This is a genomic window from Ohtaekwangia kribbensis (genome assembly GCF_042676245.1).
GTDB classification, from domain to species: domain Bacteria; phylum Bacteroidota; class Bacteroidia; order Cytophagales; family Cyclobacteriaceae; genus Ohtaekwangia; species Ohtaekwangia kribbensis.
This window is the reverse complement of record NZ_JBHTKA010000014.1, coordinates 108,442-133,950: the sequence shown is the minus strand read 5'-3', so window position 1 is coordinate 133,950 and position 25,509 is coordinate 108,442. Positions and strand designations below refer to the sequence as shown.

The following is a 25,509-nucleotide window of genomic DNA, read 5'->3' as shown; positions in this document are numbered from 1 at the left end:
TCTTTATCCAATTGCCCGACATCTAACTTCTATTCAAAATCCAAATATGGCGTGATTTTCTGAATGGTCTTGGCATCGAAGGCCTGTATCTTTCGAAGATCCTCAACACTATTGATTTTTCCATGCTGAAATCGATAGGCAACTATAGCTTTGGCGACAGACTTCACTAAATAGGGATGAGCCGCGAGCTCCCGGTCGCTGGCTGTGTTAATGTGGATTTTTTGTGGAATAAATTTATCTCCGACAAACGTTGCCTGCGATAACTTATCAATCACAACAGAATCCAACGTATATACTTCAGCGAGTTGATCCATACTCACAAAACCACCCAGCTTATCGCGGTAGGCAACAATTCGTAAAGCACGCTTCTCCCCTATGCCGTAAATCTTTTTGAGCTGTGCCGTGTCTGCCATGTTTATATCGAATTTCAAGGTCTCTTTTCGCGCCCTGGCAAACGGCATCGCTGGTTTATTTTCAGCCAACAGCTTCTGCACATTTTTATCAGGCAACAATATATAGGGATAGAGTTCATGATAGAACGTTGTATCCATACCATACATTTTAAGCAAGTCTGATTTTACTTTGAACCGTCCGCCTTTCGCGCGGTAGTTAATAATGCGTTTGGAAATCTTCTCTGTAAATCCGAGTGCCTGAAATTGCTGTTGAGATATCCGGTTAGGATCGAATTGAAAAAACGATTGAGTTTTTCGTGATGACAAGGTCTTCACACTGTCGCATGTTGCCTGTTCCCATTGCGCGATCAGGCTGTCCAATGAGTGCACCTCCGGAGGATGGTGTGTTCCATAGTGACTGATATACCAACGGTATGCGGGTTGTGAAAAAATCAGTGCTGCCATTAATGGCAGCAAAATCATAAAAGCATTTACCTGCGAACGCGAAAAACCAAAGAAGTTTTTCAGCCAACGTCTTATCACCATAACGATTTGGACTTCTTACAACTTAACTTACTTCAAGAACGACATTTTTTTCAACTCACATCTTTGCGTTTTGTCTTACCGGGAACAACGGCCTGCATTCCCGGGTTGTAGAAGAGCTATTTCCAAGGCGCTGTATCCCACATAATGATGGGTGATGAACAACCCGTAGATAGCGAGCTTCGTACTAGTGAAAGCAATTGCCATACGAACTATTTATACTCATTCTAAATTATATGTTCGCTGATTTTTATCATGATTGATTTTCGCTCAGGCTTTACCTTTGCTACTCGAAATGACACAGAATTTAAAAGCACTCGTTTTAACTTATAAAACCGCTCCGGTAGCAGTACGCGAGCAGGTTTCGCTGACAGAGTCTGCTGTTAAGCAATTGTTGAATTTTATCCGCGATTATACGGCAACTACCGATGTACTGGTGGTTTCTACGTGCAACCGTACCGAGATTTACTATGTAGCGGAACAGGACTATGCTTCTGAAATTTTCAAAGGTCTTTCATTTGTAAAAAATATTGATTCAGGTTTTGAACAGCACTTTACAACGTTAGCCGGAACGGATGCTGTTAATCACCTTTTTGAAGTTGCTATCGGCCTGGATGCCCAGGTAATTGGCGACCTTCAGATTTCTGGGCAGGTAAAAAATGCTTACCAGTGGAGTGCAGATGAAAACATGGCGGGGCCTTTCCTCCACAGATTGATGCACACCATATTCTTTGTAAACAAACGCGTAGTGCAGGAAACTTCTTTCCGCGATGGTGCAGCTTCTATTTCGTACGCAGCGAAAGAAATGGCTGACGACCTGACTGCCGGAGTACGCGAACCTAAAATACTGGTTGTTGGTGTTGGTGAAATAGGACAAGACGTATGTCTTAACCTGGTGAACACGCGCCTTCAAAATGTTACGATATTAAACCGTACGCTCGACAAAGCTGAAAAGCTTGCGCAGAAGTGCGGATTCAAATTTGGCGGTATTGAAAATCTGAAGGACGAAATTCAGAAGGCTGATGTTGTGATCAGCTCAGTATCGGGTAACGAACCACTTATCAACCGTGAATTATTAAAAGACATAACCATATTCTCGCATAAGTTCTTCATTGATCTTTCCATGCCTCGCAGCATCGAAGCTTCGATCGAAGAAATTCCCGGAGCAATTGTCTATAACCTTGACGACATCCAGGAAAAAACAAACGAGGCCGTTGAAAAACGGAAGGCATCCATTCCAAGAATCCAGGCGATCATTGGTGAAGCCATTGGCGAGTTCGAAGATTGGTCGAAAGAAATGGTGGTGTCTCCTACTATCCAGAAATTAAAAAATACACTGGAGAAAATCCGCCAGGAAGAGTTGGCGCGTTTCCTGAAAAACTCGAAGCCGGATGAAGCAGAGAAGTTGGAAGAAATGAGTCGCTCCCTGATGCAGAAAATTCTGAAGTACCCGGTACTCCAGTTAAAAGCAGCGTGTAAACGTGGCGATGCCGAGTCGCTTACCGAAATGCTGCACGAGCTCTTCAATCTTGAAAGAGTTTCCGAAAAGAAGTAATCAAAACAGCGCTGTAGCGCTTATACTTTCTTGAAAATTATAGCACTCGAACTGCTACAGATCGTTCACGATTTTTCGGAACGATTGCATGCTGTTTCCGATCATGATTTTTTGGCCAAGTCAAATGCTCATAAGTGGAGCAAGCAGGAAATTCTCGGACATCTCATCGACTCCGGTCACAATAACCTGCGCAGATTTATCTGTGGCCAATACGAAAATCAACCGCCTCATATCATTTACAACCAGGACTTCTGGGTAGCTGCCAATAATTACCAGGCATCCAAAAAAGATGATGTCATTACCCTTTGGCGATTGATCAACGAACGTATTTATACTGTGCTGATCACAATGCCAGAAGAGAAGTATTTGCGTGAATGCAATACCGGCCGCCACACAAACGAACTTCACTCGCTCGAATTTCTCGCTATAGATTATGTAAGGCATTTAAAACATCACCTGAATCAGATTCTTCCAGGTTCATTTGATGTTGTATATTCATAGCTTTATAGGATGCCTTCATTTACCGTAGACCATATTTATCAATGGCTCGAAGAAGTCAAAGACCCCGAGATACCTGTGTTATCGTTGGTGGATCTCGGTGTGATCACTTCAGTAGCTATAGCAGCAGACACGGTAAAAATCGAAATGACACCCACGTTTGTAGGATGTCCCGCGCTTGATGTAATGCAACGCGACATAACGGAGACACTACAGGCGAAAGGCGTTCCTGAAGTTTCTATTACGGTTAATTTTCACAAACCCTGGTCGTCTGATAAAATCTCTGAAAAGGGGAAACAAGCGTTGAAAGAATTCGGGCTCTCGCCTCCGTTTTCAGCCCTTATCCATGATATTGAGCTGCTGGAGCATGTTACCTGCCCACGATGCAACGGTACCAATACTGAACTGCGCAATACATTTGGCTCCACGCTCTGCCGGTCTATTCACTATTGCTATACCTGCCGGGAAGCTTTTGAACAGTTTAAGCCGGTGCAGTAACAATCATTGAAAGTATACTTTTGAAATATGAGTTTCCGTCATGAAAACATACTCGTTTTATAAAATGCTGAAAACCAGAGGAACATTTTATTTCTTTGCACCGTATTGGTCACTTGGAGCCCTTTTTATTTTGAAGTAACGCATGAGAACCTTGTTATCTGGTATGGTCATTACCAGTTGTGCTTTTGTTTTTTGGAACTGCGGTAATAAAGAAGTTACCCAGGATCAAACTGCTACAACGTTTACACGGCTGGATTCGCTTACAGACGCATATCTTGGTTTGCAAGACAGCCTGCTACAGGCCTGGAACGTGATGATCCATGACGACAACCAGAAAATAAAGGCCATGCACAATCTCATTCACGAATTGATGATATCATCGCCTGAAAAAAGTGAAGAGCTTGCCATCTACGAACAACGACTCGACCAGCTATTGCGTCTTCGGTACACACAGAAAACCATGGCGAACGCAGATGTAGTGGAGGAATACGACTTTGCGTCCAACTCACTGGTATCAGAACTACTTTCGCTGGCAGAATCTCAAACCGAATTCAATTATAACACCACCCTTCAGAAACTCGCGGAAGAAATAAGTCAGGCCGACCAGCGCGTTAATAATTACCGTGAAGAGTACGATATGATTGTAGCATCGTACAATCGTTTCATTGAGCGAAATCAGAAAGACATAAAAGATATTGATGCACACACTCCTCCGGAGAAGCGCCCCATGTTTCAAATGGTCTCGGAAGAATAAGAATCATACAAAAAAATGCCCTGCAAAATCTCTTTGCAAGGCACAAGTCTCATCAAAATATAGTCTTATCGCATCAGCACAAGTTTTCCTTCGCGGATCACTTGATTACCATTCACGCTGAACTGCATTTTATAGATATATACTCCGTTCGGTAAAACGTTGCCTTGCAAATCCGTTCCGTCCCACTTCAGGTAATTTACACCGATGTGAAAATCATTCGCATCATCTTGTGAGAAAGCATGCAGCAGTTTACCATTTACATTTACCAGTTCCAGGTTAAAATTCTCAGGTGTATACTGGCCGCTCAAAATTACCCGGAAGGCAAAATCAGAAGCAGAAGGATTCGGATACGGTTCTGAAATTGTAACGGAAGTTTCATCGCTTACAACAAAGTCTACCAGGTATGGATCGGCACCGCTGGTGTTGTTACGTGCATCAGCAGCCTCTACACGCAAGGTATATTTACCGGCAGGCAGATTTACCGGCTTGAATTCTATTCGAAAATCCGATGTCTCGGTAGCCGGGTACCACGTTACTTCACTGCTGCTAAGATCAATAGTGGTTGGTGTACAGGTTTCGTCTTCGCAGGGATACGTGAGATATACTTTCATACCCTGAAGATCCTGCTTAAAGTTCTTCTTGTTCTCATCCCAAACCCGTATCAGTATAAATGGGTTGGTAGATACGAAATCACCATTCAGCACATGCCTGTCATCAATGGTAACATCCAGCACGGGGTCAAAACCATCCACCGTTACGTTGAGGTAATCAGGAAGCGACAACACATTGTTATCGTAATACTGCTCAGGGGTTATCTGCGGGTTTACGAATACATTTACGTCATTGGCGCCAATCATATCTGCAGTAGCCAAATTTATACTGAACAAGGAAGTATCTCCCGGAGCCGGCTGTTTGATCTTCTTATAAGACAATTGCGATATACGTTGATCTTTATTGAAGAGCTCGTATCGTACCGAAAGCGAATCTGTAAATTCTTTATCACTGATGTTAATGAATCCGTATTTCCCTTCCCATACAACACCTTCCGTTACCGTTTCTGCCTTCTGATTATTTTTAAAAACAAGCAAGCCCTCTGGTACAGGCGTGTATAGTACCAGCCATTTTCTTAGTTGTGCTGCTGTCAGTTTTATATTGTCCGCAGCTTTATATACCAGTTTTATATAGGGGTATTGAACAGCATCTATTGATGACAAATCCAGATCACCCGTAAAATCGGTATATAGTACTTCTTCGTCACCATTCAGTTTAATACCCAGAAGATCAAAGCTCACGATATCCTGCGGCTCTACACTTTTGGTATTTGCAATGAATGATTTCCAGGCCTGAGCAGGACCAATTACTTTAGAAGTCATGCTACCGGAAGTATAGCGACCCGTGATCGTTTTACTAACTGTTAACACCTGTTTATTCGCAGGCGTACCAGAAGTCCGGAAGAACTTTGCAGTTCCGGCTGCTGCTCCTTTGCGTGCGAAAATAACAACAGGTTCGCCTGCCGTAAGCGCATTAATCTGTGCTACAGATATACCAAGCTCACCTAATTTCGTTTTTGCTGCTGCCGGCCACGAAGGATAATTAGCATTACCAAGACTGAATAACACAACAGAATCTCCCTCCGCTATATTATCCACATACGTGCGGATATCATCGTTATTACTCGTGATCAGCTCCGTATACAGAAAACTATTCACTACCCAGGGCGAACGTCCACAGGAGCGTCTGCCGCTGGTATACCACTTGAATGGTATACCTATATACGGATTGGTTGAACTCTTTTCAAATGCAATCAGGTTAATCGTATTATCACGACACACATATCCCTGCCGGTAGAGATTGTATTCCGCTCCTCCTATTTTATAACTATAATCCAAATACGTAGCACCATAGGCAGACCCGTAGATTCTAATATCAACCGAAGTTACGGTCTCTTTAAAATTCAGTTTACGCAAAGTGGCATCTTCCACCAGCCCGTCCGTTGTATTGGCCAGGTATTGTGGAAAATGTACCTGAGCCCAACCTTCTGGCCCGTTATCAATGTAGGTAAAGGAGCTATGCACCCAGGCATCCGACTCTCCCTCGGTTGGCTGCGCCAATTTAGTTCGCCAGTAATAGGCAAGCGTATCCACCTGCAAAAGTTCTATGCCCTGACGCGCCAACAGCGTTCCTTTTACCGTAAATGTTTTTTTATACTGACTATCAAATGTATTGACGGTATCAACTTCTACGATGAACTCACGTTCGCCTGACCGCAAATCTGTAGTTTGAAAAGACAGCGTTAAATCTTTGTTATGTACTATAGCAAAGTCAGAAGGGAAAAGATTCCTAGTTCCATTTAATGCAATAGGCAATGTTAACGATGCGGTGTTATTGCTTTCATTTAGTTCATTGATTATACTATCTGGATCAAGCGTTATTTCAAACCGGTTATTACCCCCGCCATTCTCGCGGCCTTTACGAATAACAAAAGTTAATGTATCGCTATATAGCGTGGATGGATACAGTGAATCGTAAACGATCAGTGAATTATCATTCAGGTAGCGCTTCACTTCAATGCGCATCGTATCTTCCCTGGCACGGCCAAAGTTTCGAACAATGATCTTCAGTGCAAACGAATCGGTTAGTGCAGTGATCGTTTCTCCATCGAATGATTCGAGGTATACATTCTCATCTTTTATTTCAAGGTCAGGTTTGTTCGCACCGAATAATGGCACAGCCGGATCACCGAGTAAAATCATTTGCTGTACCTGTGTTGTGTTCGCTATAGATGAGCCGGTTTGCGCTATATGCCTGCGTGCTGTTTCTTTCTGTATATCGCCAATGCCTTTATGGATAAATACGGAATCCGCGAATCCAACCTGATAAAACTTTTCGGAGTAAATACGCAGATTCGAAACAAAGCCGTAACCACTATGTGCTATAAAGGCAGAGGCACCTTTATTGGCTGCGAGTACCCAATCTTCACCAAATAATGTCTTGTTGGAAAAGAATGCACCGGCACTACATCCATTCATTAGCATCATTGGATACTTGTTAGGATTGTTATATCCCATGATCGGGTCGGTTACATATCCTATATCAAAATCCAATGTTGTGGTAGACGCGTGTCCAAAAAATGTTACCAGCCCAAGTCCTTTATTTATTTCTTCAGCAATGTTAATGAGTTCAATATCGGTCGATTGTTTAGCAAGTGCCGAAACCTTTCCTCCCAAATAATAACTGCGGGCAATAGTTGCATAGTCCTGCAGAAAAGAACGGAAAAGCTCGGGCTCACCATCTTCTATACCTCCGCTTAGGTGAAGTATATCTTTTCTTCGCAAGTCATCAAAAGGTCTTGCTTCAGTCTCTATTATCTTATTGAGATAAGCAGCAACATCTGCCGCTTTCGTTGCTGTAATACGGCCTGTAGCCACCGCAGGATCATCGGTTGTACCTGCGAGACCTGCCGTATAGTAACTATCCGAAGCAGGATGCCCGGTTGAAGGCACCAGGTCTTTATTGGTTGCAAAAGAACTCGAATTAGGATTACGATGATATTGCCCCCCGTAGTCAAGTCCTTTACCTATAATGAAGAGATAACGGGGAAGGTTGGTAGCAGCAAGATACTGCATGAACTTAAATATAGCTCTTGGCGATATCTCGCCATAGTTAAACTGGTCATAGAGTTGCCCTATATTTACTACCAGCGTATCATGACCTCCACCCGCTGCCGAGGCCCTGTATTCCGCATAAGCTTTCACCGGATCGCTGTAACCGGAAGCTGCTCTTCGCAAGAGTGGGTGACTAATGATTACATAGTTATGATCACGCGGGTTTATGTCTCTGAACTTAATGGGTTTAATCTTCGGAGCTATAGTAGTGGTAGTCGAAAATATTTTGCGTGCGGAACTTGTTGAAGGAACAATAGCATTTAACGTAGAAGATGATGTAGTTCCTATCTTTACTACAGTGGAAGGATCCGTTACATCAAAGAGACGAAGTCCGGCTGCAGCATTCTGTATTTGTACATACGATTTACCGTTTCCATTGGCAACAAGATTAAATACCTTTTCGCTTGCTGAAGCGGCATTAGTTTGCTGCGCATAACGCAGCTTCAGATACGATGCGCTCAATCGGTCTACAGCTCCTCCGACACCGATAACTTTTATGCGTACCAGTAACGAACCGTCAGCGGCAATATCGCTCCACGCCAGATTCTGAGTAAAAGTATAGGCATCATAACCCGAGAAATTTACGGTTCCTGCCAAACGTAAACCTGTGCCTACATATACTTCTGCAACGTGTGCCATCGGACCACGCCCAACCAGCAAGAGTTCAAGTTTCGGAACAGGGGCCGAAGTAACCGTATTTGTAATACCCGTGATGGTATAGTCTACATATTGAGCCTGTACAACCTGTGCCCCGGTAAATCCTTCTCCGCGATCAAAGAAGCTATAGCGCATCTCTATTTCATAATCAGTTCCCTGCGAAAGCTGGCTGACGAATACCTGCAACTTCTCATCAACATGATAACTCTCTGCGGCAAGCCCCGATGTATTGTTTTCGCTGAAGGAAACCATTCGCTTGCCGTTCAGTGCTCCGATGGTAAGGAAGTAACTGGTGGTGTCGTTATAGAGGTTATAGTATTTATGAGGCTGAAGTGATGCGGGTTTATAAAGATCAGCATCGAGTGTACCATCGTTGCGTCTTCCGTAAAACTCTATAAAATCAGCGCTGTTGAACTGGCCATCGCCCTCTCCTTCTACATAGATGGCCTGTTGAACACCACGATGAAAGAGCTGAATACGCTGCGGATCAATTGAACCTACCGGAAAGCCTGCGGCCTGCAAACTTGTATAGTCAAGTTTATATATACCGTCTTTACCAACGGGAATTTTAAAATACGACTGGCTAAAGTCAATCCACTCATTACCTACCTGGGCATTGACCTCTACAATGGCTGCTAAAATCAGGATTACGAAAAAAAACTGCTTCATTAAAAACCTCCCCAAAGACCTGTTAACAAAGGTACATACTAAGTTAGCTTATGAAGTAAGTTCTTTTAAATCAATATTCTGCAAATATTTAGCACTTGTAATTATCTGTTGATACGTGAATAAAAATTGAATGCCCGGGCTTGTCGCTAACTAAAAATGTAAAGTCTAAAGAAAGCAGCTATTGGTCTACGCACTTCCTGTCCTCAGTCCTTAAAATCCCGCGCAAAGTCTCGGTGATTTATTCAAAACTGAACAGCGCTGTGTTCACTTTCAGATCAAATCCCTTAAACAATTCAGGTCAGAAAACCTCGCTTCAAAAAAAAATGAAAAATTTTTTAAAAAGATGTAATAACCTGTAAATAAGACACTTGAATTCATTTTTTAAGATAAAAAAGTGCCATTTTCTTTGCTCTTTTTAACCGAACAATAAAGTACTTGGCCATACATAGTACTTATCCGTATATAGATCTATATTGAAACAAAAAAACAGGGATGTATGAACCTTGAAAACACGCAAGTACAGATGAGAAAGGGAATTCTGGAATACTGCATCCTCCACATAATTTCGCGGGGCGAAGTATACGCTTCCGACATGCTGGATGAACTTACCGCAGCCAAAATTATAGTGGTGGAGGGTACCCTATACCCGCTCCTTACCCGCCTTAAGAATGCGGGGCTTCTAGAATACAAATGGATTGAGTCAAAGTCAGGGCCACCTCGAAAATATTACAAACTCACTGATAGAGGAAGTAAATTTTTGGGCAAACTTACCGAGACTTGGGATGAACTCGTACATTCCACACAAATGATCACATCCAAATCCAACTTATAATTGTATAACATCTCACGTCTATTGACTATATGAAAAAGAATATCAGCATCAACATCAGCGGCATCATCTTCCATATCGAAGAAGATGGATATGATAACCTGCGAAAGTATCTGGATTCGATCAATAAATATTTCTCTTCTTTTGAAGACAGCAGCGAGATCATGGCCGACATCGAAAGTCGCATTGCCGAAATCTTCCTATCAAAACTGAATGAAGGCAAGCAGGTAATTACGGCTGACGATGTACATACGCTTATTACAACCATGGGTAGTGTAAGCGACTTTAAAGCTGTTGAAGAACATGAATTCAACGGTACCAGACCTTCAACCGAAAATACAGCATACGAAAATACTACTACTTCAGGCGAAGCTTCGTCTTCCGACAACACGAACAGCAAAAGCTATAAAGCATTTACACCTTCACGACAATTGATGCGTGACCAGCAACGAAAAATACTGGGTGGTGTTTGTGCCGGGCTGGGTAATTACTTCAATGTAGATCCGCTTTGGATCCGGTTATTATTTGCCGTGCTCGCCTTCGCGTATGGTGTTACTATCGTGGTATACCTGGTTATGTGGATTGTTGTACCCGGATCCTATACGCTCGAAGAACCGATCGTTGATAGGAAAATGTTTCGCGACCCGGAGCGTAAAGTATTAGGTGGTGTTTCGGCCGGTGTAGCTTCATACTTCGGTATAGATATAGTAGTGATCCGCTTATTGTTTGTAATCTTCACAATTGTTGGTGGTTTAGGTCTGCTGCTATATATAGTATTGTGGATTGCGCTGCCGGAAGCAAAAACACTTACCGATCGCATGCAGATGCAGGGCGAACCGGTTACACTGTCGAACATAGAGTCGACAATAAAAAAAAATCTAAACGTTGATCCTGAAAAAGAAGAAAGTGCAGCCACTAAAATACTGCTCTTCCCTTTTCGTCTTATCGGAATGATTCTGTCGGCACTGGCTAAAATCATCGGCCCGCTCGTAGAAGCATTCCGGATTATCATAGGAATTCTTATCGTGTGTATGGGTATTGGCTTTGCTTTCACGGTGCTGGTTACAGGTGGTATAGCCCTCGGCTTCTTCTCCGGTGCAGCACTCTCTGTACCGTGGATGGTAGAAGGTGATAACTTCAGCTTACCGGTAGATGCCATGACACGCGCGTTCCCGGGCTGGATAGCACTAGCAGGATTTATAGCCTGTCTCATTCCAAGCATACTGATATTGTTACTCGGTATATCCATGATCGCCAAACGAATTGTGTTTGGAGCTGCAGCCGGCTGGACATTGTTTGTATTGTTCTTCGTGAGTGTTGTGATGCTCAGCATCGGTATACCCAAGATTGTGTTTGCATTCAAAGAAGAGGGAAGCTATAAAGTAGAAAACACGTATCATGTAAGCGGCAAGCGCGCATTACTGAAATTGAATGAGACAGGTCTCGATGATTATGATGAGACACATCTGTCGCTGAAAGGATATGATGGCAAAGACTTCAAGCTTGTACAGGAGTTCCAGGCAAATGGCAACACGCGACAAAAAGCAATTGAAAATGCACACATGGTAGACTATAACGTTACTGTTGAAGACTCGATCTTTACTTTCGATTCAAATATAGTCTTCCAGCAAGATGCAATTTTCCGCGGACAGAGCCTGGACATGACGCTGTATATACCGTACGATTTCCCTTTCACAATGACGGAAGATGTGAGTCGCTTCATTACACAATATGTAGACGGTAATTACCTGGATGGCGAAACCTGGCGAATGACTCCGAAAGGACTTGATTGTCTTACATGCCCAGTTGCCGATGGCGATCCGGAAACAAAAGAAGAAACCAGCGATCAGTATGGCTTGACAGACTTCGATGAACTGGAAGTAAGCGGAATCTTTGATGTACGCATTACCCGCGGAGATGAGTATGCGATTGAATTGACAGGACCTGAAAGTGAAAAAGAAAAATATAAGATCGAACGCCAGGGCAGTGCATTGGTAATAGACTACGAGGATGACCGTGGTATAAACTGGAGTCGCGATTTTCTGAGTGTAGACGAGATCAAAATCAACATTACTATGCCGAAGCTTGAAAAAATCAAAGCGAAGGGAGCTGGTAAAATAAACTTCAAAGAATTTAAAGCTGAAGATCTGGATATAGATATAGTGGGCGCGGTAGATGTTACCGGTGAAGTAGAGGCAGACGATGTAACTCTGCACCTGAGCGGAGCGTCAAAGCTTTCGTTGGAAGGATCGGGCAACAACATGGAAGCCACGGTGCAGGGCGCATCATCGCTGCGTGCGTATGACTTTAAAGTTCGCAATGCTTTCATCGAAGTAAACGGAGCGTCATCAGCCAAAGTAAATGTTACCGACCATCTTGAAATGGAAGAAGGTATAGCCAGCGATATAGATTACAAGGGCAACCCTACTACCGTTACCAAACGCGATCACTAGTAACTATATATTTACCGGGAGTGAGGAGACGCCACATCCTTGCTCCTGGTATAATCGCTTTGTTGCAGAAACTGCCTCAATTTCGAGCTGTGCCGGCCGTAACGATTCTGAATTAAAAACGTTTAAATCCCCAATCCCCCAAACCCATGATCATCTTCCTGTTAGTAGTACTGGTCTATATAATCTTCCAGATCGTCTAATCTCTGATCGGAATTTATATTTGTTTGCAAGATTTATAGATACATACCGTTTTTTTACTTGTTACACCAGCTAAAAGTATATATAGTAAATACGGCAGGTTTCTATTGAATTTAGTAAATTAGATGTATGAGAAAACTTCTCCTGTTTATAGCATTGATAAGTTTACTCGAAAATGCAGCGGCTCAAAAACCGGGCATTCTTCAAGGGCAGGTATTTTGGGTAAGTGGCGATCAAATGCCCGGACCTGATAAAACCCGAAATCCGCAACAGGGCATCGTACGTGAAATTTATATTTACAATGCCGCCAACCTGAGCGATGCCACGCAACAAGACGGATTCTTTACAGTGATACAAACTGCCCTTGTTGCAAAAGTAATGAGCGAGTCTGATGGTTCTTTTAAAGTAAAACTGCCACCCGGAAAGTATTCTGTCTTTGTAAAAGAGGACAAAGGCCTCTTCGCCAATCTGTACGACAGCAATGGCTGCATCAATTGCGTGAATGTAAATCCACGGAAATCTTCCTGGATCACCCTTACGGTAGATTATCTCGCAGCGTACTGACCACGCTTTTCTTTTTCAATAAATATTTTTTAGCCCACGCAACCTCCCGGTTCGTATACGCATCTTAGTGCCAGAATCATTTAAATGCGATTAAAGATTTACCGGGCAAACGAAGATGAGTTGATACAAGGGTGTTTAAAGCGCGATAAGAGCGCTCAGAAACGCCTTTATGAAACTTATTCGTCCAAAATGTATGGACTATGCTACCGGTATGTAAAAGATCCGATGGAAGCGGAAGATGTTCTGGTTACTGCTTTCATGAAGATATTCGATAAGATCGATCAGTTTAAGAACGAGGGAAGTTTTGAGGGGTGGATCAGAAAAATAATCGTAAACGAATCGCTTACCCACCTGCGCAGAAACCGGTCTATGTATCTGGAAACCGAACTGGAACAAGCCGACCGCGAACCAGACTACGATCGCCTCAGCGATCACCTCGAAACCGAAGATCTCCTCAACATCATTCAGGAATTACCCGCAGGCTATCGCATCGTGTTCAATATGTATGCGATCGATGGATACTCGCATAAAGAAATAGCCGAGCAACTAGGCATTAGCGAAAACACATCAAAATCGCAGCTAAGCAGAGCACGGGTATATCTTCAGAAAAAATTAGTAGAACACGATTGGGTGTCCAATCAAAAAATCAGTAACGATGAATCAGCAACCTGACAAATTGTTTCGCGATAAACTGGAAAGTTTTTCAAGACCTGCTCCGGCAAGTGCGTGGGATAAAATTGAGGCCGGCCTTGACAAAAAAAATAATACCCGCGGTATCGTGTGGAAGGTAGCAGCCTCGCTGCTGTTGCTGGTAGTGGCCGGATATATACTTTGGTCTGTGCTTCACAATACCACTGCGCCATCACAACAGTTGGTGAATACAGACAAGCAACAACCCAAGCAAAGTATACCACAAAAAAATACGGAGCGTACGCCTGCTGCTGACTCAGCACAAAAAACAGATACCGCTATATATACTGAACCTGCAACGCAGTCTGTTCGAAAAACAGAAACGAAAGCTATTGACAAGTATAAAAAGGAACCTCAACAAGCTATAGAAAGTCAACCGTTTGATGATGCAACAACACAACCACAACTGGTTGCTGAAACTACTATGCCTCCGGCAGAAGAAGTTCCTGCTATAGCTATAGAAGAAACACCAGCGGTAGCAGTAACTCAGCACGAACGCGTAGTGGCTACACAACAAAGTATAACACTTGTGTTCAGTGCAGACGAAACTGATAATTACCTGAATAAAAATCTTTCATCGGAAGCAACCGATGAAGAACAAAAACCATCTACGTTTAAAAAGCTGCTGAAGAAAGCACAGGATCTGAAAAACAACCAGGATCCGGTTGGCGAACTGAGGCAGAAGAAAAATGAAATTCTCGCGCTGAATTTTAAAAATGAAAAACGTGGACAAAACAAGTAATCAGGTATGAAAAAGGTATTGATAATAACAGCGGTTGCTTTACTAAGTATAACCGCTATAGCACAGGAGAAGCGGGATACCGTAATTGTTGAACTGGCAAAAACGAGTCGCGTAATATTTACTATACAGGATCGTAAAGACCTGGAAGTATTGAAGAACTATAACTATAACGAGCTCTTCAAAAATATACTTACCAAGTTAGAGAACAACGATACTACAGCACTGGCACAGGACTCTACGCGTAAAGAAGGAGACAGCGAAGAAGTTTACTGGACGCGCGAAGGCAATGACAGAAACGATGACAATGATGATGATGACGACAATAATGACGACTGGCACATGCACCACGGCAGACACTGGGGGCGCACATGGCAATCGTTCAACTTTGATCTGGGTACTAACAATTACCTGCAGGATGGCGACTTCCCATCCAGCAATGCAAACTATGCTGTAAGACCATGGGGCTCCTGGTATGTAGGTATGTCTTCTATACAACGATCAAGATTAGGCAGAAAGTTTTTCCTGGAGTGGGGTCTTGGTGTAAGCTGGTATAATTTCAAGTTCCAGGAAGACAACATTCTCATTCAGAAAACTGATGATGGTGTACAGTTCGTACAAGACACACGCGATGTTGACTTCATCAAAAGTAAATTAACCGCATCGTATGTAACCGCATCGCTTATACCGGTAATTGACTTTGGTGATAACAGCCGCAAGTCACGCGTGTGGGAGAATGATGGCGAATCGTTTCGTATAGGTATCGGTCCCTATATCGGCTATAGAATAGCAAGTCACTCCAAGCTGGTATATAAAGATGATGGCCGTGAAAAAGAGAAAGACAGAGATAGTTTTTACCTGAACAACTTCCGCTACGGAGCACGTCTGCAAATTGGGTATCGTTCTACCGATCTCTTCTTCAACTATGATATAAACGAACTCTTTGAAGCAGGTAAAGGTCCCAAGCTCAATGCCTTTAGCTTTGGTGTGATTTTTTAAGAAGTAATTATTCGTCCGAATGTATACCTTACATTCGGACGTATATATAACTAACAGTCGTTACTTGAAATTACTTTCTAATTTTTCTTTACTTCCTTTCACTGCATAATTTCTAGTTACTACTTTTAAGGGGAATTGATTATTCCGTAACTTTAAGGTAATTGTCGATTGAACTTATGAGTGAAGCTATTTCAAACTTATCGAGGAAAGAACAAGTAATCAGAAAAGCAGCCGAACTTTTTAAAGAGAAAGGCTATGCTGCTGCTTCGATGCGCGATCTTGCCCATTTACTGGGCATCGAAGCTGCCAGTTTGTATTCACACATCAAATCAAAAGAGGAAATACTTCGCAGCTTGTGTTTTGATATGGCTGCCGAATTTCAGAAGTCGCTGGCAGAAGTTGAGAGTAAGAATGTAACAGCCAGCGAAAAACTCCGCAACGGTATTATCGGCCACATCCAGGTGATGGCGAAAGATCTTACGGCGTCTGCAGTATTTATGAATGAACACCGGCACTTAAGTCAGCCATACCTGCGCGACTTTCTGCTGATGCGCATCAACTATATCAACCGCTTTAAAAGTATTATCGAGCAAGGCGTAAAGTCTGGTGAGTTTAAAGACTCAATCGATAAAAAACTCGCGGTAATGACACTCTTCTCTTCCCTGAACTGGATGCCGATGTGGTATGATCCAGGATCAGCCATCGATCCGCTTCAGCTCGGCCTCCAACTGGCCGACATGCTCGTGAACGGCTTGAAGAAAAACGCCTGATTTTCAACTAACAATCGTTTGTATTACCATTTTTAATTCGTAACTCGTTCGTGGTTAACCGCGATTAGCTACTGCTATAAGCGGTTTTTCGGTTCACGATTAACGATAACGATATGTACGGAGGTGGTAATACATTCGAAGGCATTCAGACCGAAAGCCTGCAGGAAGATCCAGAGAAACTTGCAGCGTTCGAAGCACGCATTGATCGCGGGGAAAAGATAGAACCTGTTGACTGGATGCCTCAACTCTATCGCAAGCAACTCATCCGCATGATCGAGCAGCATGCGCATAGTGAAATAATCGGTGCGCTACCTGAAGGTACCTGGATAACCCGCGCCCCGGGATTCAAACGAAAATTAGCGCTCATTGCAAAAGTGCAGGATGAAGTTGGCCACGCACAATTATTATATAGTGCTGCAGAAACGTTGGGCAAATCACGCGAAGCAATGATCGATGATCTCATCACTGGCAAATCAAAATACTCTAACATTTTTAATTACCCGGCCTATACCTGGGCCGATGCATGTTTTATATCATGGTTGGTAGATGCAGGTGCGATCGTTAATCAACTCGCCAACGCCAAAGGAAGTTACGGTCCGTATTGTCGCGCGCTCGAACGAATTTGTGCTGAAGAATCTTTTCACCTGAAGTACGGACACCATTGTGTTATATACCTCGCAACCGGCACGGCTAGACAACGCGAAATGTTTCAGGAAGCAATTAACCGGTGGTGGACTCCGATGATGCACTTCTTCGGCCCGGCTGATAAAATATCAACGCATACGCAAGTATTGATGAAATGGAAAGTAAAGATGGCGTCCAACGATGATACCCGAAATCAGTTTCTCGATATGTATGTACCGAAAATTTTAGAGTTAGGCTTCACCATTCCCGATGAGAAGCTGAAGAAAAATCCGGAGACCGGAAGATGGGACTATACCGAACCTGACTGGGAAGAATTCATGCGCGTGATTAATGGTGATGGTCCTTGCAACAAGGAACGACTGGAAGTAAGAAGGATTGCGGAAGAGCGAGGCCGATGGGTACGTGAAGCACTACGTTCGTCTAAAACAGCTTACGTTACACCGCTTGCCTAATTCCTTCGGAAAGCCGTGAACGATCCGGTGATCAGTAGAATCTCCTTCCACACTGCAGTCAATGCTTCGGTGGGCGAATTATAGATGCTCTTCAAATAAATCAGCGCACTGCTGTCTTCCGGTAATTCATTGTTAATCCATTTCCAGATGTCTTCAGCTAAAAGAATCAACTCGTTCGAATGGTATCGCGGGTAATACCTCGACAGTAGGTCTAGCGCCATGAGAAGATCCAGGTATTTCATAATAATGGTGGAATTGTAAAACGATATTAAGCAAGAATAAGTTTTTATAAAAGAAGTGAAAAGCAGAAAGGTAAAAGACATTGAAAAACGGGCTATAAATTAGTTAGACGCTGAAAAGCAGGGATTGCAGGTAGCAACGCAGAAACATATAATCAAATAAACCTATACATATAGTGAAGTCGCTTGACCCCAGGGTAAATCGCTTGCAGCCGGACGTAACCGGAAAAAGTATTGCACCGAAAGCCGCGCTCGATCAGTTCGGCACCTTTGAAGTTTTTGTACAACCGAAAGACGGAAAACCTTTTCAGCACGAAGGCATTGTACATGCGCCCGACCTGGAGCTGGCATACGTGCTGGCCAAAGAAGCTTTTACCCGCAGATTTACCTGCACCTCGCTATATGTAGTCGACACACGCGATGTATATACTTCGCCCACTACCGAAGGAGATCAATCGGTATATAGCCTGATAGAAGCACCGCTGGCAACGAACGAGGTAAAAACATCATACGAAATATACCACCTGCTGAAACGCGGCAAGCAACATCTGCATGCCGGAACGGTAGAAGCTTCAACACCCCAGGAAGCCATGTATACCGCACGGCAAAAATTCGGCACGGATAAAACTGTTTACAATGTATGGGCCATCCGCACCAACGCAATACGACTTACAACACTCGAAGAAAAAGACCTCTGGAGCACACTCCCCGAGAAAAAATTCCGCGATGCTACCGACTACAAAGGCGGAGACAAACTCAAATCCTTCCTCGAACGCTCCTCCTGAAAAGTATAAACTTCTTACTTCTAACAAAAATGCAATCCCTGAAAGAACTTCTCTATAAAATAGCCGATGACCAACTCATCCTCGGCCACCGTAACTCCGAGTGGACAGGCTTCGGACCATTGCTGGAAGAAGATATAGCTTTCTCTTCTATGGCACAGGATAAAATAGGACAAAGCTATGCGCTATACCAGATATTGCATGATTTAGGCGAGCAGGCTCCCGATACGGTAGCATTCATGCGCAACGCCAATCAGTTTCATAATTGCATATTGGTAGAATTACCAAATGGTGAATATGACTTCAGTCTCATTCGACATTTTTTGTTTGATACCGCGCAGGCACTTCGATTCGATATGTTAGCCGAATCATCCTTTCAACCCCTGGCAGAACTTGCCCGCAAGATTAAAGGCGAACTGAGATACCATACACTACACGCGAATACATTTATCAAAAAACTCGGATCAGCCACTACTGAAAGTATAAACAGGCTACAGCAGTCGCTTGACTTCGCGTTACCGTATGCCCTCGGTATATTTGAAGAATCTCCTTACGAAACAGAACTGATTGCCGAAGGTATATTTGCAGGTGAGAAAGTATTACGAGAAAAGTGGATCGAAAAAACAGAAGATATAATCAAGCAAACCAGTTTACACCTCCCCGACTGGCATACCATCACTCCCATAACCGGAGGCCGCCTCGGACAACACACCGAACATCTTCAGCCACTACTCGATGAAATGTCTGAAGTATTTAAGATAGACCCTGCCGCGGAATGGTGAAAATTAGTTGCGAGCCGCGAGGAGGAGGCTGCAAAGCTGCTGGCCTCTGGCTGCTGGAAGAGAGTGCTATATATAGACTCTCAGCTTAACAAGCGAACTCAAAATATAGCAAGCAAACTATAGCCTAAGCAGAATCTTCCTGCAGCCAATAGCCGCCTCTCATCTCGCAACTCACGGCTCAAAGCTCGCAGCTATTTCACTAGGGCTTGTGCCGAACTTTCTCTTAAAGGCTGTCGAAAAGTGATTGGGATTTTTATAACCTACTGCACTGGACACTTCGTTTACATATTTCTTTTGGTCGCGTAAGAGATACTGCGCGTGATTCATCCGGCATTCGTATATATAGTCGAATACAGTTGAGTGAAATAAATCTTTGAAGCCTTTCTTCAGTTTAAATTCATTCAATCCGAACATACGCGATAAAGCATGCAGCGAAAGATCATCTGCAAAATGCTGATCGAGGTATTTACGAAGATCGTGGAAGGTGTCAATATCAGTTCGCCTCAGTTTAGGACAATCAGGTTTCGTTTTATCGAATGCTATAAACTGCTCTATCTGCAAAGCAACAAGCTCCAGCAACTTTGCTTCGATTAACAACTTGCGCAGCGTTCCACTCAGCGGATTGTTACAGATTGCAGCAATCACGTGTTGCATATCTTTATTAACGGCGGCATCACCGTGCATCACCAATTCCTGTTTCAGTAATTTTTCCTTGAGCTGTGCGGTCCAACGGGTTTGATCGCACAGGAGGTTTGCATAATATTCGCGTTCGATCGCCACATGTACACCATGGATATTTTTACTCACCATGAGATCATACTCCTGCTCGTATGAATATAGCGAGTGATGTCTCAAACCCGTTAATGCAGCGGACAGCCCGCTTTCCTTCAGCTTTACTTCCACCATTCCCTGCAGGGCTATGCATATATTCATGCAGTGTGGCAGTTGTTCTTCGTTATACCGGATGTTAAAACGGGAAGCAGGACGTGCGCTATATTCCATAAAGCGATAGTGCGAGCTGGTGAATACTTTCTCTTCAAACGCGCCCCAGTGTTGTTGTCCGGTGGCACGATGTATAAATCCGGAAGCATCTTTCGATGCCGGTTGAAAATGAGCTTCAACGTCAGTGTAAGAGAGGGTCAGGGTTTTCATGGTCTTTCAAACGAAAGTGCTTCGTTTAACGGACTCATTCCTCTAAAGTTTGGATTGCTCCATCATCATGGGGGAGAATGAAGTATTACTCTGAAGACCTAGTTGTAATCTTCTATTTTGAATTTACTGCGTTGCGGATAGGTCTTACCCTCCGTCAACGACACATCTACCAGTTCCTTGCAATAAAGAAGTGTAACCGGAAAATTATCTATATACTCCGTCTTTGCTTTTATGACAACTTTTTTCTCCTCATTGAGGAGCTCCCGCCACTTGAATATTTTTATACGGTCATAATCTGCAGAATCAAGATATAGCTTAACCATCGAATCTTCCTTTACCCTGATGTCAACAAATGGTTTATACAGTAGGCCCTTGTCTTTAAGAATATTATAGACTTCGAAGAATCTTCTATCCATACTATCAGCTTTTGCAATATTTATCGTATCGATAGTGTGCTTTACACGCTTTATCAAACTATCCGATAGATTGTAAAAGTTACCAATTCGGAACTCACTAAAACCCAGGTCTCCAACCAGTAGATCCCTTTCATTTTTTGAAGCGCAGGCAACAAAAGGAGTAACTAAAATCAAAAGTATATATCGCATACGCTAAAATGCAATCACCCGACCATTACTTTCAAACTTCGTATCCTTCACTGCACCAACACCATTAAAGCGATACTGCAAGCCAACTATACCGGTTGGCGTATTGGGGAATGTGAGCGAGTATGCTTTCTGATCGTTTACATAAATAGTAGCATGGCGGTTTACGGTTTCAATGCGGAGCTTCGTCCATTGCGTTAGGTCAGCACCGAATTTTGAGAGATCAGCTTCTTTACTGGTTACAAACGCACCGCAGAATGCGAGGAATAAATCTCCTATACAGGGTTTGGCAGAGAACGGTATAATAATAATATCATCTTTACACTGAATGAGCACTTCTACCGGCTGGCATACGTTGGTGCCTTGATTGAAATCACTTTTAATTGTTGTCTCAAAAACAAAATTATCACTCATCAGATCTCCGAGGTCGCCCTGGTTATAAATCCGGATGCGTGGCGCCTTCGGATGAAGTGATAGATTATACTTCTTTAAAATTTCCTCACCTACTTCTACACGATCGGATTTAACACATTCCTCCTTTTTGAAATATAGCGGCACCACATCATCTTCTGCCAGGCATAGCCATCCCCCGGAAGTGATCCATAAGTCGTGCGTCTTTACAATTGTAGTATCGATAATCAGCTTCGCGCGAAAATACCCGGGATAGTAATATATAGTCGAATGCTCCGTTTTGTTTTTCGGCACCAGTTTCTTCCGGGTAATATCCCAGGTCTGTGCTATATAGACCGAGTCCGTTGGCGATGCCAGTGCATCGTAATGAAACACGACAGAGTTGGGAACTCCCTCCGTTATCATTTTATCTGCGCGAAAAGAAAAGCGAGTACTGTCAATCGCGTAAGACGCCACGTGCTTCTTCGCGGGGATCAGCGCATAGCCAAGCAAACCAAACGGAATCAGTAGCAGCAACCAGTAGTACCGCGCGCTTCGCTTCACAACGGTAGGGCCAGACGCAACTGTCGGTATCGCCATCTCCTCTGTTACTACTTCCGGCACTTCATCACCATTTTGCTTGAATGTTCTCCAGTCATTATAACCGGCAAATTGTGCCAGAGCATTCAGTGTGGTAAGCGTTGGTGCACTGTCGTACTTCAGCCTTCCCCATATACGTTTCAGGGTGGTAACACTCAACCGCACACCGGTGCCTTCGTGAATTGCATCGCTCAGCTTTTCAAAATCATAATTTACCCATTGCTCACTCGGCCCCCAGGCAAGTCGGGTTTCGATCAGCAACAGGCACCGGGTAACTTCAGCTTCTTCTGCAATTCTGGTCATAACAACAGCAATGATACTGGCTTGTACGAATTTGGCGCAAACTTGAACAACAAAAAAGACTCCTTATACATGAATTTAGCGTTTGTTCAATTAATCCATAAACCAAACACAACAAGTACCTATGAAATATTTGTTATCCCTTATTCTTTTTACAGTCGTCTTTATTGCGGACGCTCAAACATTTCGCCCCGATCTACACAATCTTCAGGCATGGGAAATTGCCAATCGAAAGGTTGAGACATTCCAGGATGTTGAGAAGAAGGCTGTCCAATTCAGTCAGAAGATCGGACAAGGATTTATGATCCTGAAAGATTATGAGTTCTCCAGCGGCACCATCGAGTTTGATGTTAAAGGGAAGAACATCCCGCAGCAAAGTTTTGTCGGTATAGCTTTTCACGTTCAGGACACCAACCGTTGTGAAGTGGTATACTTCAGACCGTTCAACTTTATGAACCCGGATACCATCCGAAGACCACGATCGGTTCAATATGTTTCACATCCAGACTATCCGTGGGACAAACTTCGGGCTGATCATACCGGCAAGTATGAGAATAAAGTTAATCCGGTTCCCAATCCGGAGGACTGGTTTCACGCAAAAATTACAGTGAACGGAAAGTCCATCAAGGTATATGTGAACTACGCTTCAAAGCCAAGTCTGGAAGTAGAGAGTCTTGGAAATCTCAGCGCAGGTAAAATTGCACTTTGGACAGGTATGATGTCCGGTGGTTCCTTCGCCAATCTTGAAATCACTTCCGCAAAAGGATCTATACCGTATGGAAATAATCCAAAATCCGGAAAGTATATATCGGTTGGTGATGCGAAACTATATTACGAGATCTATGGACAAGGTGAGCCCATTGTATTATTGCACGGAGGTGTATATGGCTATATAGATGAGTTTGCACCATTCATTGAACGCTTCTCGAAAGATCACCAGGTAATCTGCATCGCCACACGCGGTCATGGCAAATCAGAGATTGGCACGGCACCGTTTACGTGGCAGCAACGGGCAGACGATGCCTATAAAGTTATCCGTTCTATAACCCGCGACAGTGTAACGGTATTAGGATTCAGTGATGGCGGATACGCAGGCTATAAACTTGCTGCCACGCATCCGGAATTAGTGAAGAAACTGATTGCTATAGGTTCAGGTGACCGTCCTAGAAACCGAAAGGTAGACAAGGCAAATTATACTCCTGACTTATTGCTCGGTCAGGCGAAAGAATATTTCGAAAGCCGGTTAGTGCTGATGCCAGAACCCAAACGATGGGCCGAATGCCTGACGAAACTAAATAAGCTATATAATGAAGATGTGTTGAGTAAAGAGACATTTGAAAAGATAAAATGTCCTGTGCTCGTAATGGGAGGCGATCGCGATGACGGACATCCTGTTGAAGCCCTTACTGCAGTATATAGATATACACCAGGAAGCAAGTTGACAATCGTGCCCGGTTGTCATCATGTAGTATTCTTCTGCAACTTTCCCGCAGTATGGGAAAGCATAGTCCCCTTTATATATTAAAAAAACTGGCGCAAGTCTCCGACTTTGTGCCACCCCATGTCTGAAGTCTCCAGACTTCAGACATATATTTTTTTACCGCGAATCAATACAACGACTCACCATTCGAGTCAGTTGTGAGCAGCTCACTCATATAGTCAAAGAAAGGACGAATCGCCTTAAGAGTAGCATTCACATTATTCAGAAAGTCATCAGCCAACACTTCACGGTCCGTAAATTTGCGTTCGAACCAGAATTGCTTATACCGCAGCAATGCTATAGCAGGATCATCACCTGAAAAACCTTTCGGAGTAGTTTTCACTTGCTCGCCCTGCATGGATTCAAAATTCTGAACGATCGATTTCGTTTTTAACAGCTTCTTCCAGTCGCTATAGTTGGCGGCTATATCTTCACGAATACGCTTCAGATCATCTGCATTCGGGAACATAAAACCACACACTACCCGCGACTCACCCGGCCGGATGCGTATATAGTAACCACCGCGTAACAATGGCTTGCTGCGTTTCAGGTGGCCAGCAAATCGCGGATTATACGGTGCCTTGCCCTTGGAAAAACGAACATCGTTATAGATGCGAAAAAGACTTTTCTTTCCGGAAGGTGTCTCAAGCTGATCGTGCACGTTCATCTTGGTAATGAGCGCATCCATAAAAGCTTCGGCATTCTCTTTCGCCTTTTCGTATTGACTTTTATGTTCGTCAAACCAATCGCGATCGTTATTGGCTGCCAGTTTCTTCAGGAAATCAAGTGTTGTTTTCTGAATTATATATTCGCGCACGGTACTATCAATTTTTATTCAATTCCGGATCACGAAAGTATACAAAAGATCATCACAAAAAATTCCCGGCAGCGTTGTCTTACTGAATTCACGATCCGAAATTATACAGCAATCCCAAGCGGATAGTATAGCTTCCTTCCAGAAAAATATGCTCTGTGTCTTTAGACGTTTGCTGCCTGATTGGAAGTGTAGGATTATCAATGCGCCTCTCTGAATATCGCAGGTCATAAATCTTTAACGGCACATTCAAATCAACCGCAAAGCGATTACTCAGTTTGAAGTTTAGTCGCGGCACTATATTAAATACACCACCATAAAATTTATAGGAACGTGAATATTGGTGCTCAAGCTGTGATCTATAATCAACGGCAACATAGTAGGGATTAATACCCAGGCCCAGATTTAATGTAAACTTGTCTGACATTGTGAGTACCTGCTTACTAAGCTCATAGCGGAATGAATATGTATTTCCTTCTTCTTCAAAACCAGAGCTCAACAGCAATTCATAGTTCATCGGATACTGTAGCTTATCCGTTGTTTTAGAAAATTCCGGCACAAAGAGCTCCAGTTCGTGAATGAATCCATTCCTGGTCTTGACATCTATAGCCAGCGAAAAACGATTCATATTAAAATGGTCATCCGAGGTCTGCACCACACCCCCGCTTGCCGTGTACCTGGTTTTATAGATATCTGTATTATGATATACTTTGATGGCAATGGTGCTTTGAGCAATTGAGCAGGCCGTTATCAACACCAGATTGGTCAATAGTAATAAGTACTTCATGTTTATTGGGC

At 43.3% G+C, this 25,509-nt stretch carries 23 protein-coding genes; 15 read left to right on the top strand and 8 right to left on the bottom strand.

Annotation, left to right across the window (positions count from 1 at the left end; all coding sequences use genetic code 11):
• Positions 1-29 precede the first annotated feature (29 nt).
• Positions 30-938, bottom strand: coding sequence for a ComEA family DNA-binding protein (locus ACFQ21_RS26470; protein ID WP_377584748.1), 909 nt, complete (start codon positions 936-938; stop codon positions 30-32).
• Between the two features lie 292 nt (positions 939-1,230).
• Here ACFQ21_RS26470 and hemA point away from each other — a divergent pair, with 292 nt between their 5' ends.
• The 4 genes from hemA to ACFQ21_RS26450 all read left to right on the top strand — a co-directional run bounded on the left by hemA (position 1,231) and on the right by ACFQ21_RS26450 (position 4,240).
• The gene (hemA, locus tag ACFQ21_RS26465; protein ID WP_377584745.1) at positions 1,231-2,490 is read left to right on the top strand and encodes a glutamyl-tRNA reductase; all 1,260 of its coding nucleotides are present in this window, start codon (positions 1,231-1,233) and stop codon (positions 2,488-2,490) included.
• Positions 2,491-2,520: 30 nt separating this feature from the next.
• Entirely contained in the window at positions 2,521-2,991 is a 471-nt protein-coding gene (locus ACFQ21_RS26460) for a DinB family protein (protein WP_377584742.1), read from the top strand.
• 9 nt (positions 2,992-3,000) lie between these two features.
• A complete protein-coding gene (gene paaD / locus ACFQ21_RS26455; RefSeq protein WP_377584739.1) occupies positions 3,001-3,486 on the top strand; it encodes a 1,2-phenylacetyl-CoA epoxidase subunit PaaD in 486 nt (161 codons plus the stop codon).
• Positions 3,487-3,628: 142 nt separating this feature from the next.
• On the top strand, positions 3,629-4,240 hold the full coding sequence (locus ACFQ21_RS26450; protein WP_377584737.1) for a hypothetical protein: 612 nt from the start codon (positions 3,629-3,631) through the stop codon (positions 4,238-4,240).
• 65 nt (positions 4,241-4,305) lie between these two features.
• Here ACFQ21_RS26450 and porU2 read toward each other — a convergent pair whose 3' ends face one another.
• Positions 4,306-9,231 (bottom strand): putative type IX secretion system sortase PorU2, encoded by a 4,926-nt coding sequence (gene porU2 / locus ACFQ21_RS26445; RefSeq protein ID WP_377584734.1) that lies wholly within the window; start codon positions 9,229-9,231, stop codon positions 4,306-4,308.
• Positions 9,232-9,727: 496 nt separating this feature from the next.
• Between porU2 and ACFQ21_RS26440 the strand changes: the two genes are divergently transcribed.
• The 8 genes from ACFQ21_RS26440 (at position 9,728) to paaA (ending at position 17,570) form a co-directional block, all read left to right on the top strand.
• Positions 9,728-10,063 (top strand): PadR family transcriptional regulator, encoded by a 336-nt coding sequence (locus ACFQ21_RS26440; protein ID WP_377584731.1) that lies wholly within the window; start codon positions 9,728-9,730, stop codon positions 10,061-10,063.
• 29 nt (positions 10,064-10,092) lie between these two features.
• On the top strand, positions 10,093-12,513 hold the full coding sequence (locus tag ACFQ21_RS26435; RefSeq protein ID WP_377584728.1) for a PspC domain-containing protein: 2,421 nt from the start codon (positions 10,093-10,095) through the stop codon (positions 12,511-12,513).
• Positions 12,514-12,840: 327 nt separating this feature from the next.
• Entirely contained in the window at positions 12,841-13,275 is a 435-nt protein-coding gene (locus ACFQ21_RS26430; RefSeq protein WP_377584725.1) for a carboxypeptidase regulatory-like domain-containing protein, read from the top strand.
• 84 nt (positions 13,276-13,359) lie between these two features.
• Positions 13,360-13,947, top strand: a complete 588-nt coding sequence (locus tag ACFQ21_RS26425) for an RNA polymerase sigma factor (protein ID WP_377584722.1) — start codon at positions 13,360-13,362, stop codon at positions 13,945-13,947.
• Positions 13,931-14,707 (top strand): hypothetical protein, encoded by a 777-nt coding sequence (locus tag ACFQ21_RS26420; RefSeq protein WP_377584720.1) that lies wholly within the window; start codon positions 13,931-13,933, stop codon positions 14,705-14,707. Before ACFQ21_RS26425 ends, ACFQ21_RS26420 begins: the two co-directional genes overlap by 17 nt.
• Positions 14,708-14,713: 6 nt before the next feature.
• A complete protein-coding gene (locus ACFQ21_RS26415; protein ID WP_377584717.1) occupies positions 14,714-15,703 on the top strand; it encodes a hypothetical protein in 990 nt (329 codons plus the stop codon).
• 176 nt (positions 15,704-15,879) lie between these two features.
• A complete protein-coding gene (locus ACFQ21_RS26410; RefSeq protein WP_377584714.1) occupies positions 15,880-16,473 on the top strand; it encodes a TetR/AcrR family transcriptional regulator in 594 nt (197 codons plus the stop codon).
• Positions 16,474-16,586: 113 nt separating this feature from the next.
• A complete protein-coding gene (gene paaA / locus ACFQ21_RS26405) occupies positions 16,587-17,570 on the top strand; it encodes a 1,2-phenylacetyl-CoA epoxidase subunit PaaA (RefSeq protein ID WP_377584712.1) in 984 nt (327 codons plus the stop codon).
• Here paaA and ACFQ21_RS26400 read toward each other — a convergent pair.
• Positions 17,567-17,791: a hypothetical protein gene (locus tag ACFQ21_RS26400; protein ID WP_377584709.1), complete on the bottom strand. Its 225-nt coding sequence runs from the start codon at positions 17,789-17,791 to the stop codon at positions 17,567-17,569. The genes paaA and ACFQ21_RS26400 overlap by 4 nt on opposite strands.
• A 194-nt stretch (positions 17,792-17,985) precedes the next feature.
• Here ACFQ21_RS26400 and ACFQ21_RS26395 point away from each other — a divergent pair, with 194 nt between their 5' ends.
• Together ACFQ21_RS26395 and paaC are read left to right on the top strand one after the other, a co-directional pair.
• Positions 17,986-18,594, top strand: a complete 609-nt coding sequence (locus tag ACFQ21_RS26395) for a phenylacetic acid degradation b (protein ID WP_377584707.1) — start codon at positions 17,986-17,988, stop codon at positions 18,592-18,594.
• A 29-nt stretch (positions 18,595-18,623) separates the two neighbouring features.
• A complete protein-coding gene (paaC, locus tag ACFQ21_RS26390) occupies positions 18,624-19,373 on the top strand; it encodes a 1,2-phenylacetyl-CoA epoxidase subunit PaaC (RefSeq protein ID WP_377584704.1) in 750 nt (249 codons plus the stop codon).
• 171 nt (positions 19,374-19,544) lie between these two features.
• Here the strand turns inward: paaC and ACFQ21_RS26385 are convergent, their stop codons facing one another.
• From ACFQ21_RS26385 to ACFQ21_RS26375, 3 genes are all read right to left on the bottom strand, one after another.
• Positions 19,545-20,525: a helix-turn-helix transcriptional regulator gene (locus tag ACFQ21_RS26385; RefSeq protein WP_377584701.1), complete on the bottom strand. Its 981-nt coding sequence runs from the start codon at positions 20,523-20,525 to the stop codon at positions 19,545-19,547.
• Between the two features lie 98 nt (positions 20,526-20,623).
• Positions 20,624-20,941, bottom strand: coding sequence for a hypothetical protein (locus tag ACFQ21_RS26380; RefSeq protein WP_377584698.1), 318 nt, complete (start codon positions 20,939-20,941; stop codon positions 20,624-20,626).
• A 192-nt stretch (positions 20,942-21,133) separates the two neighbouring features.
• The gene (locus ACFQ21_RS26375) at positions 21,134-22,420 is read right to left on the bottom strand and encodes a hypothetical protein (protein ID WP_377584695.1); all 1,287 of its coding nucleotides are present in this window, start codon (positions 22,418-22,420) and stop codon (positions 21,134-21,136) included.
• Between the two features lie 121 nt (positions 22,421-22,541).
• Here ACFQ21_RS26375 and ACFQ21_RS26370 point away from each other — a divergent pair, with 121 nt between their 5' ends.
• Positions 22,542-23,942 (top strand): alpha/beta fold hydrolase, encoded by a 1,401-nt coding sequence (locus ACFQ21_RS26370; RefSeq protein WP_377584692.1) that lies wholly within the window; start codon positions 22,542-22,544, stop codon positions 23,940-23,942.
• Positions 23,943-24,024: 82 nt separating this feature from the next.
• On the opposite strand, the gene ACFQ21_RS26365 is transcribed toward ACFQ21_RS26370, so the two are convergent.
• Both ACFQ21_RS26365 and ACFQ21_RS26360 read right to left on the bottom strand, forming a co-directional pair.
• Positions 24,025-24,714 carry a DUF2461 domain-containing protein gene (locus ACFQ21_RS26365; protein ID WP_377584689.1) on the bottom strand — a complete coding sequence of 230 codons (690 nt, stop codon included), beginning with the start codon at positions 24,712-24,714 and terminating at the stop codon, positions 24,025-24,027.
• Positions 24,715-24,802: 88 nt separating this feature from the next.
• Positions 24,803-25,498 (bottom strand): hypothetical protein, encoded by a 696-nt coding sequence (locus ACFQ21_RS26360; RefSeq protein WP_377584686.1) that lies wholly within the window; start codon positions 25,496-25,498, stop codon positions 24,803-24,805.
• Positions 25,499-25,509 lie beyond the last annotated feature (11 nt).

Bases quoted from the DNA above. Each gene is read 5' to 3' on its own strand.
- ACFQ21_RS26400 (WP_377584709.1), bottom strand. From the start codon at position 17,791: ATGGCGCTAGACCTACTGTCGAGGTATTACCCGCGATACCATTCGAAC.
- hemA (WP_377584745.1), top strand. From the start codon at position 1,231: ATGACACAGAATTTAAAAGCACTCGTTTTAACTTATAAAACCGCTCCG.
- ACFQ21_RS26450 (WP_377584737.1), top strand. From the start codon at position 3,629: ATGAGAACCTTGTTATCTGGTATGGTCATTACCAGTTGTGCTTTTGTT.
- ACFQ21_RS26430 (WP_377584725.1), top strand. From the start codon at position 12,841: ATGAGAAAACTTCTCCTGTTTATAGCATTGATAAGTTTACTCGAAAAT.
- ACFQ21_RS26415 (WP_377584717.1), top strand. From the start codon at position 14,714: ATGAAAAAGGTATTGATAATAACAGCGGTTGCTTTACTAAGTATAACC.
- paaA (WP_377584712.1), top strand. From the start codon at position 16,587: ATGTACGGAGGTGGTAATACATTCGAAGGCATTCAGACCGAAAGCCTG.
- ACFQ21_RS26370 (WP_377584692.1), top strand. From the start codon at position 22,542: ATGAAATATTTGTTATCCCTTATTCTTTTTACAGTCGTCTTTATTGCG.
- ACFQ21_RS26420 (WP_377584720.1), top strand. From the start codon at position 13,931: ATGAATCAGCAACCTGACAAATTGTTTCGCGATAAACTGGAAAGTTTT.
- ACFQ21_RS26425 (WP_377584722.1), top strand. From the start codon at position 13,360: ATGCGATTAAAGATTTACCGGGCAAACGAAGATGAGTTGATACAAGGG.
- ACFQ21_RS26470 (WP_377584748.1), bottom strand. From the start codon at position 938: ATGGTGATAAGACGTTGGCTGAAAAACTTCTTTGGTTTTTCGCGTTCG.
- ACFQ21_RS26435 (WP_377584728.1), top strand. From the start codon at position 10,093: ATGAAAAAGAATATCAGCATCAACATCAGCGGCATCATCTTCCATATC.
- ACFQ21_RS26410 (WP_377584714.1), top strand. From the start codon at position 15,880: ATGAGTGAAGCTATTTCAAACTTATCGAGGAAAGAACAAGTAATCAGA.
- ACFQ21_RS26360 (WP_377584686.1), bottom strand. From the start codon at position 25,498: ATGAAGTACTTATTACTATTGACCAATCTGGTGTTGATAACGGCCTGC.
- ACFQ21_RS26440 (WP_377584731.1), top strand. From the start codon at position 9,728: ATGAACCTTGAAAACACGCAAGTACAGATGAGAAAGGGAATTCTGGAA.
- ACFQ21_RS26385 (WP_377584701.1), bottom strand. From the start codon at position 20,525: ATGAAAACCCTGACCCTCTCTTACACTGACGTTGAAGCTCATTTTCAA.
- ACFQ21_RS26380 (WP_377584698.1), bottom strand. From the start codon at position 20,941: ATGGATAGAAGATTCTTCGAAGTCTATAATATTCTTAAAGACAAGGGC.
- ACFQ21_RS26375 (WP_377584695.1), bottom strand. From the start codon at position 22,420: ATGACCAGAATTGCAGAAGAAGCTGAAGTTACCCGGTGCCTGTTGCTG.
- porU2 (WP_377584734.1), bottom strand. From the start codon at position 9,231: ATGAAGCAGTTTTTTTTCGTAATCCTGATTTTAGCAGCCATTGTAGAG.
- paaC (WP_377584704.1), top strand. From the start codon at position 18,624: ATGCAATCCCTGAAAGAACTTCTCTATAAAATAGCCGATGACCAACTC.
- paaD (WP_377584739.1), top strand. From the start codon at position 3,001: ATGCCTTCATTTACCGTAGACCATATTTATCAATGGCTCGAAGAAGTC.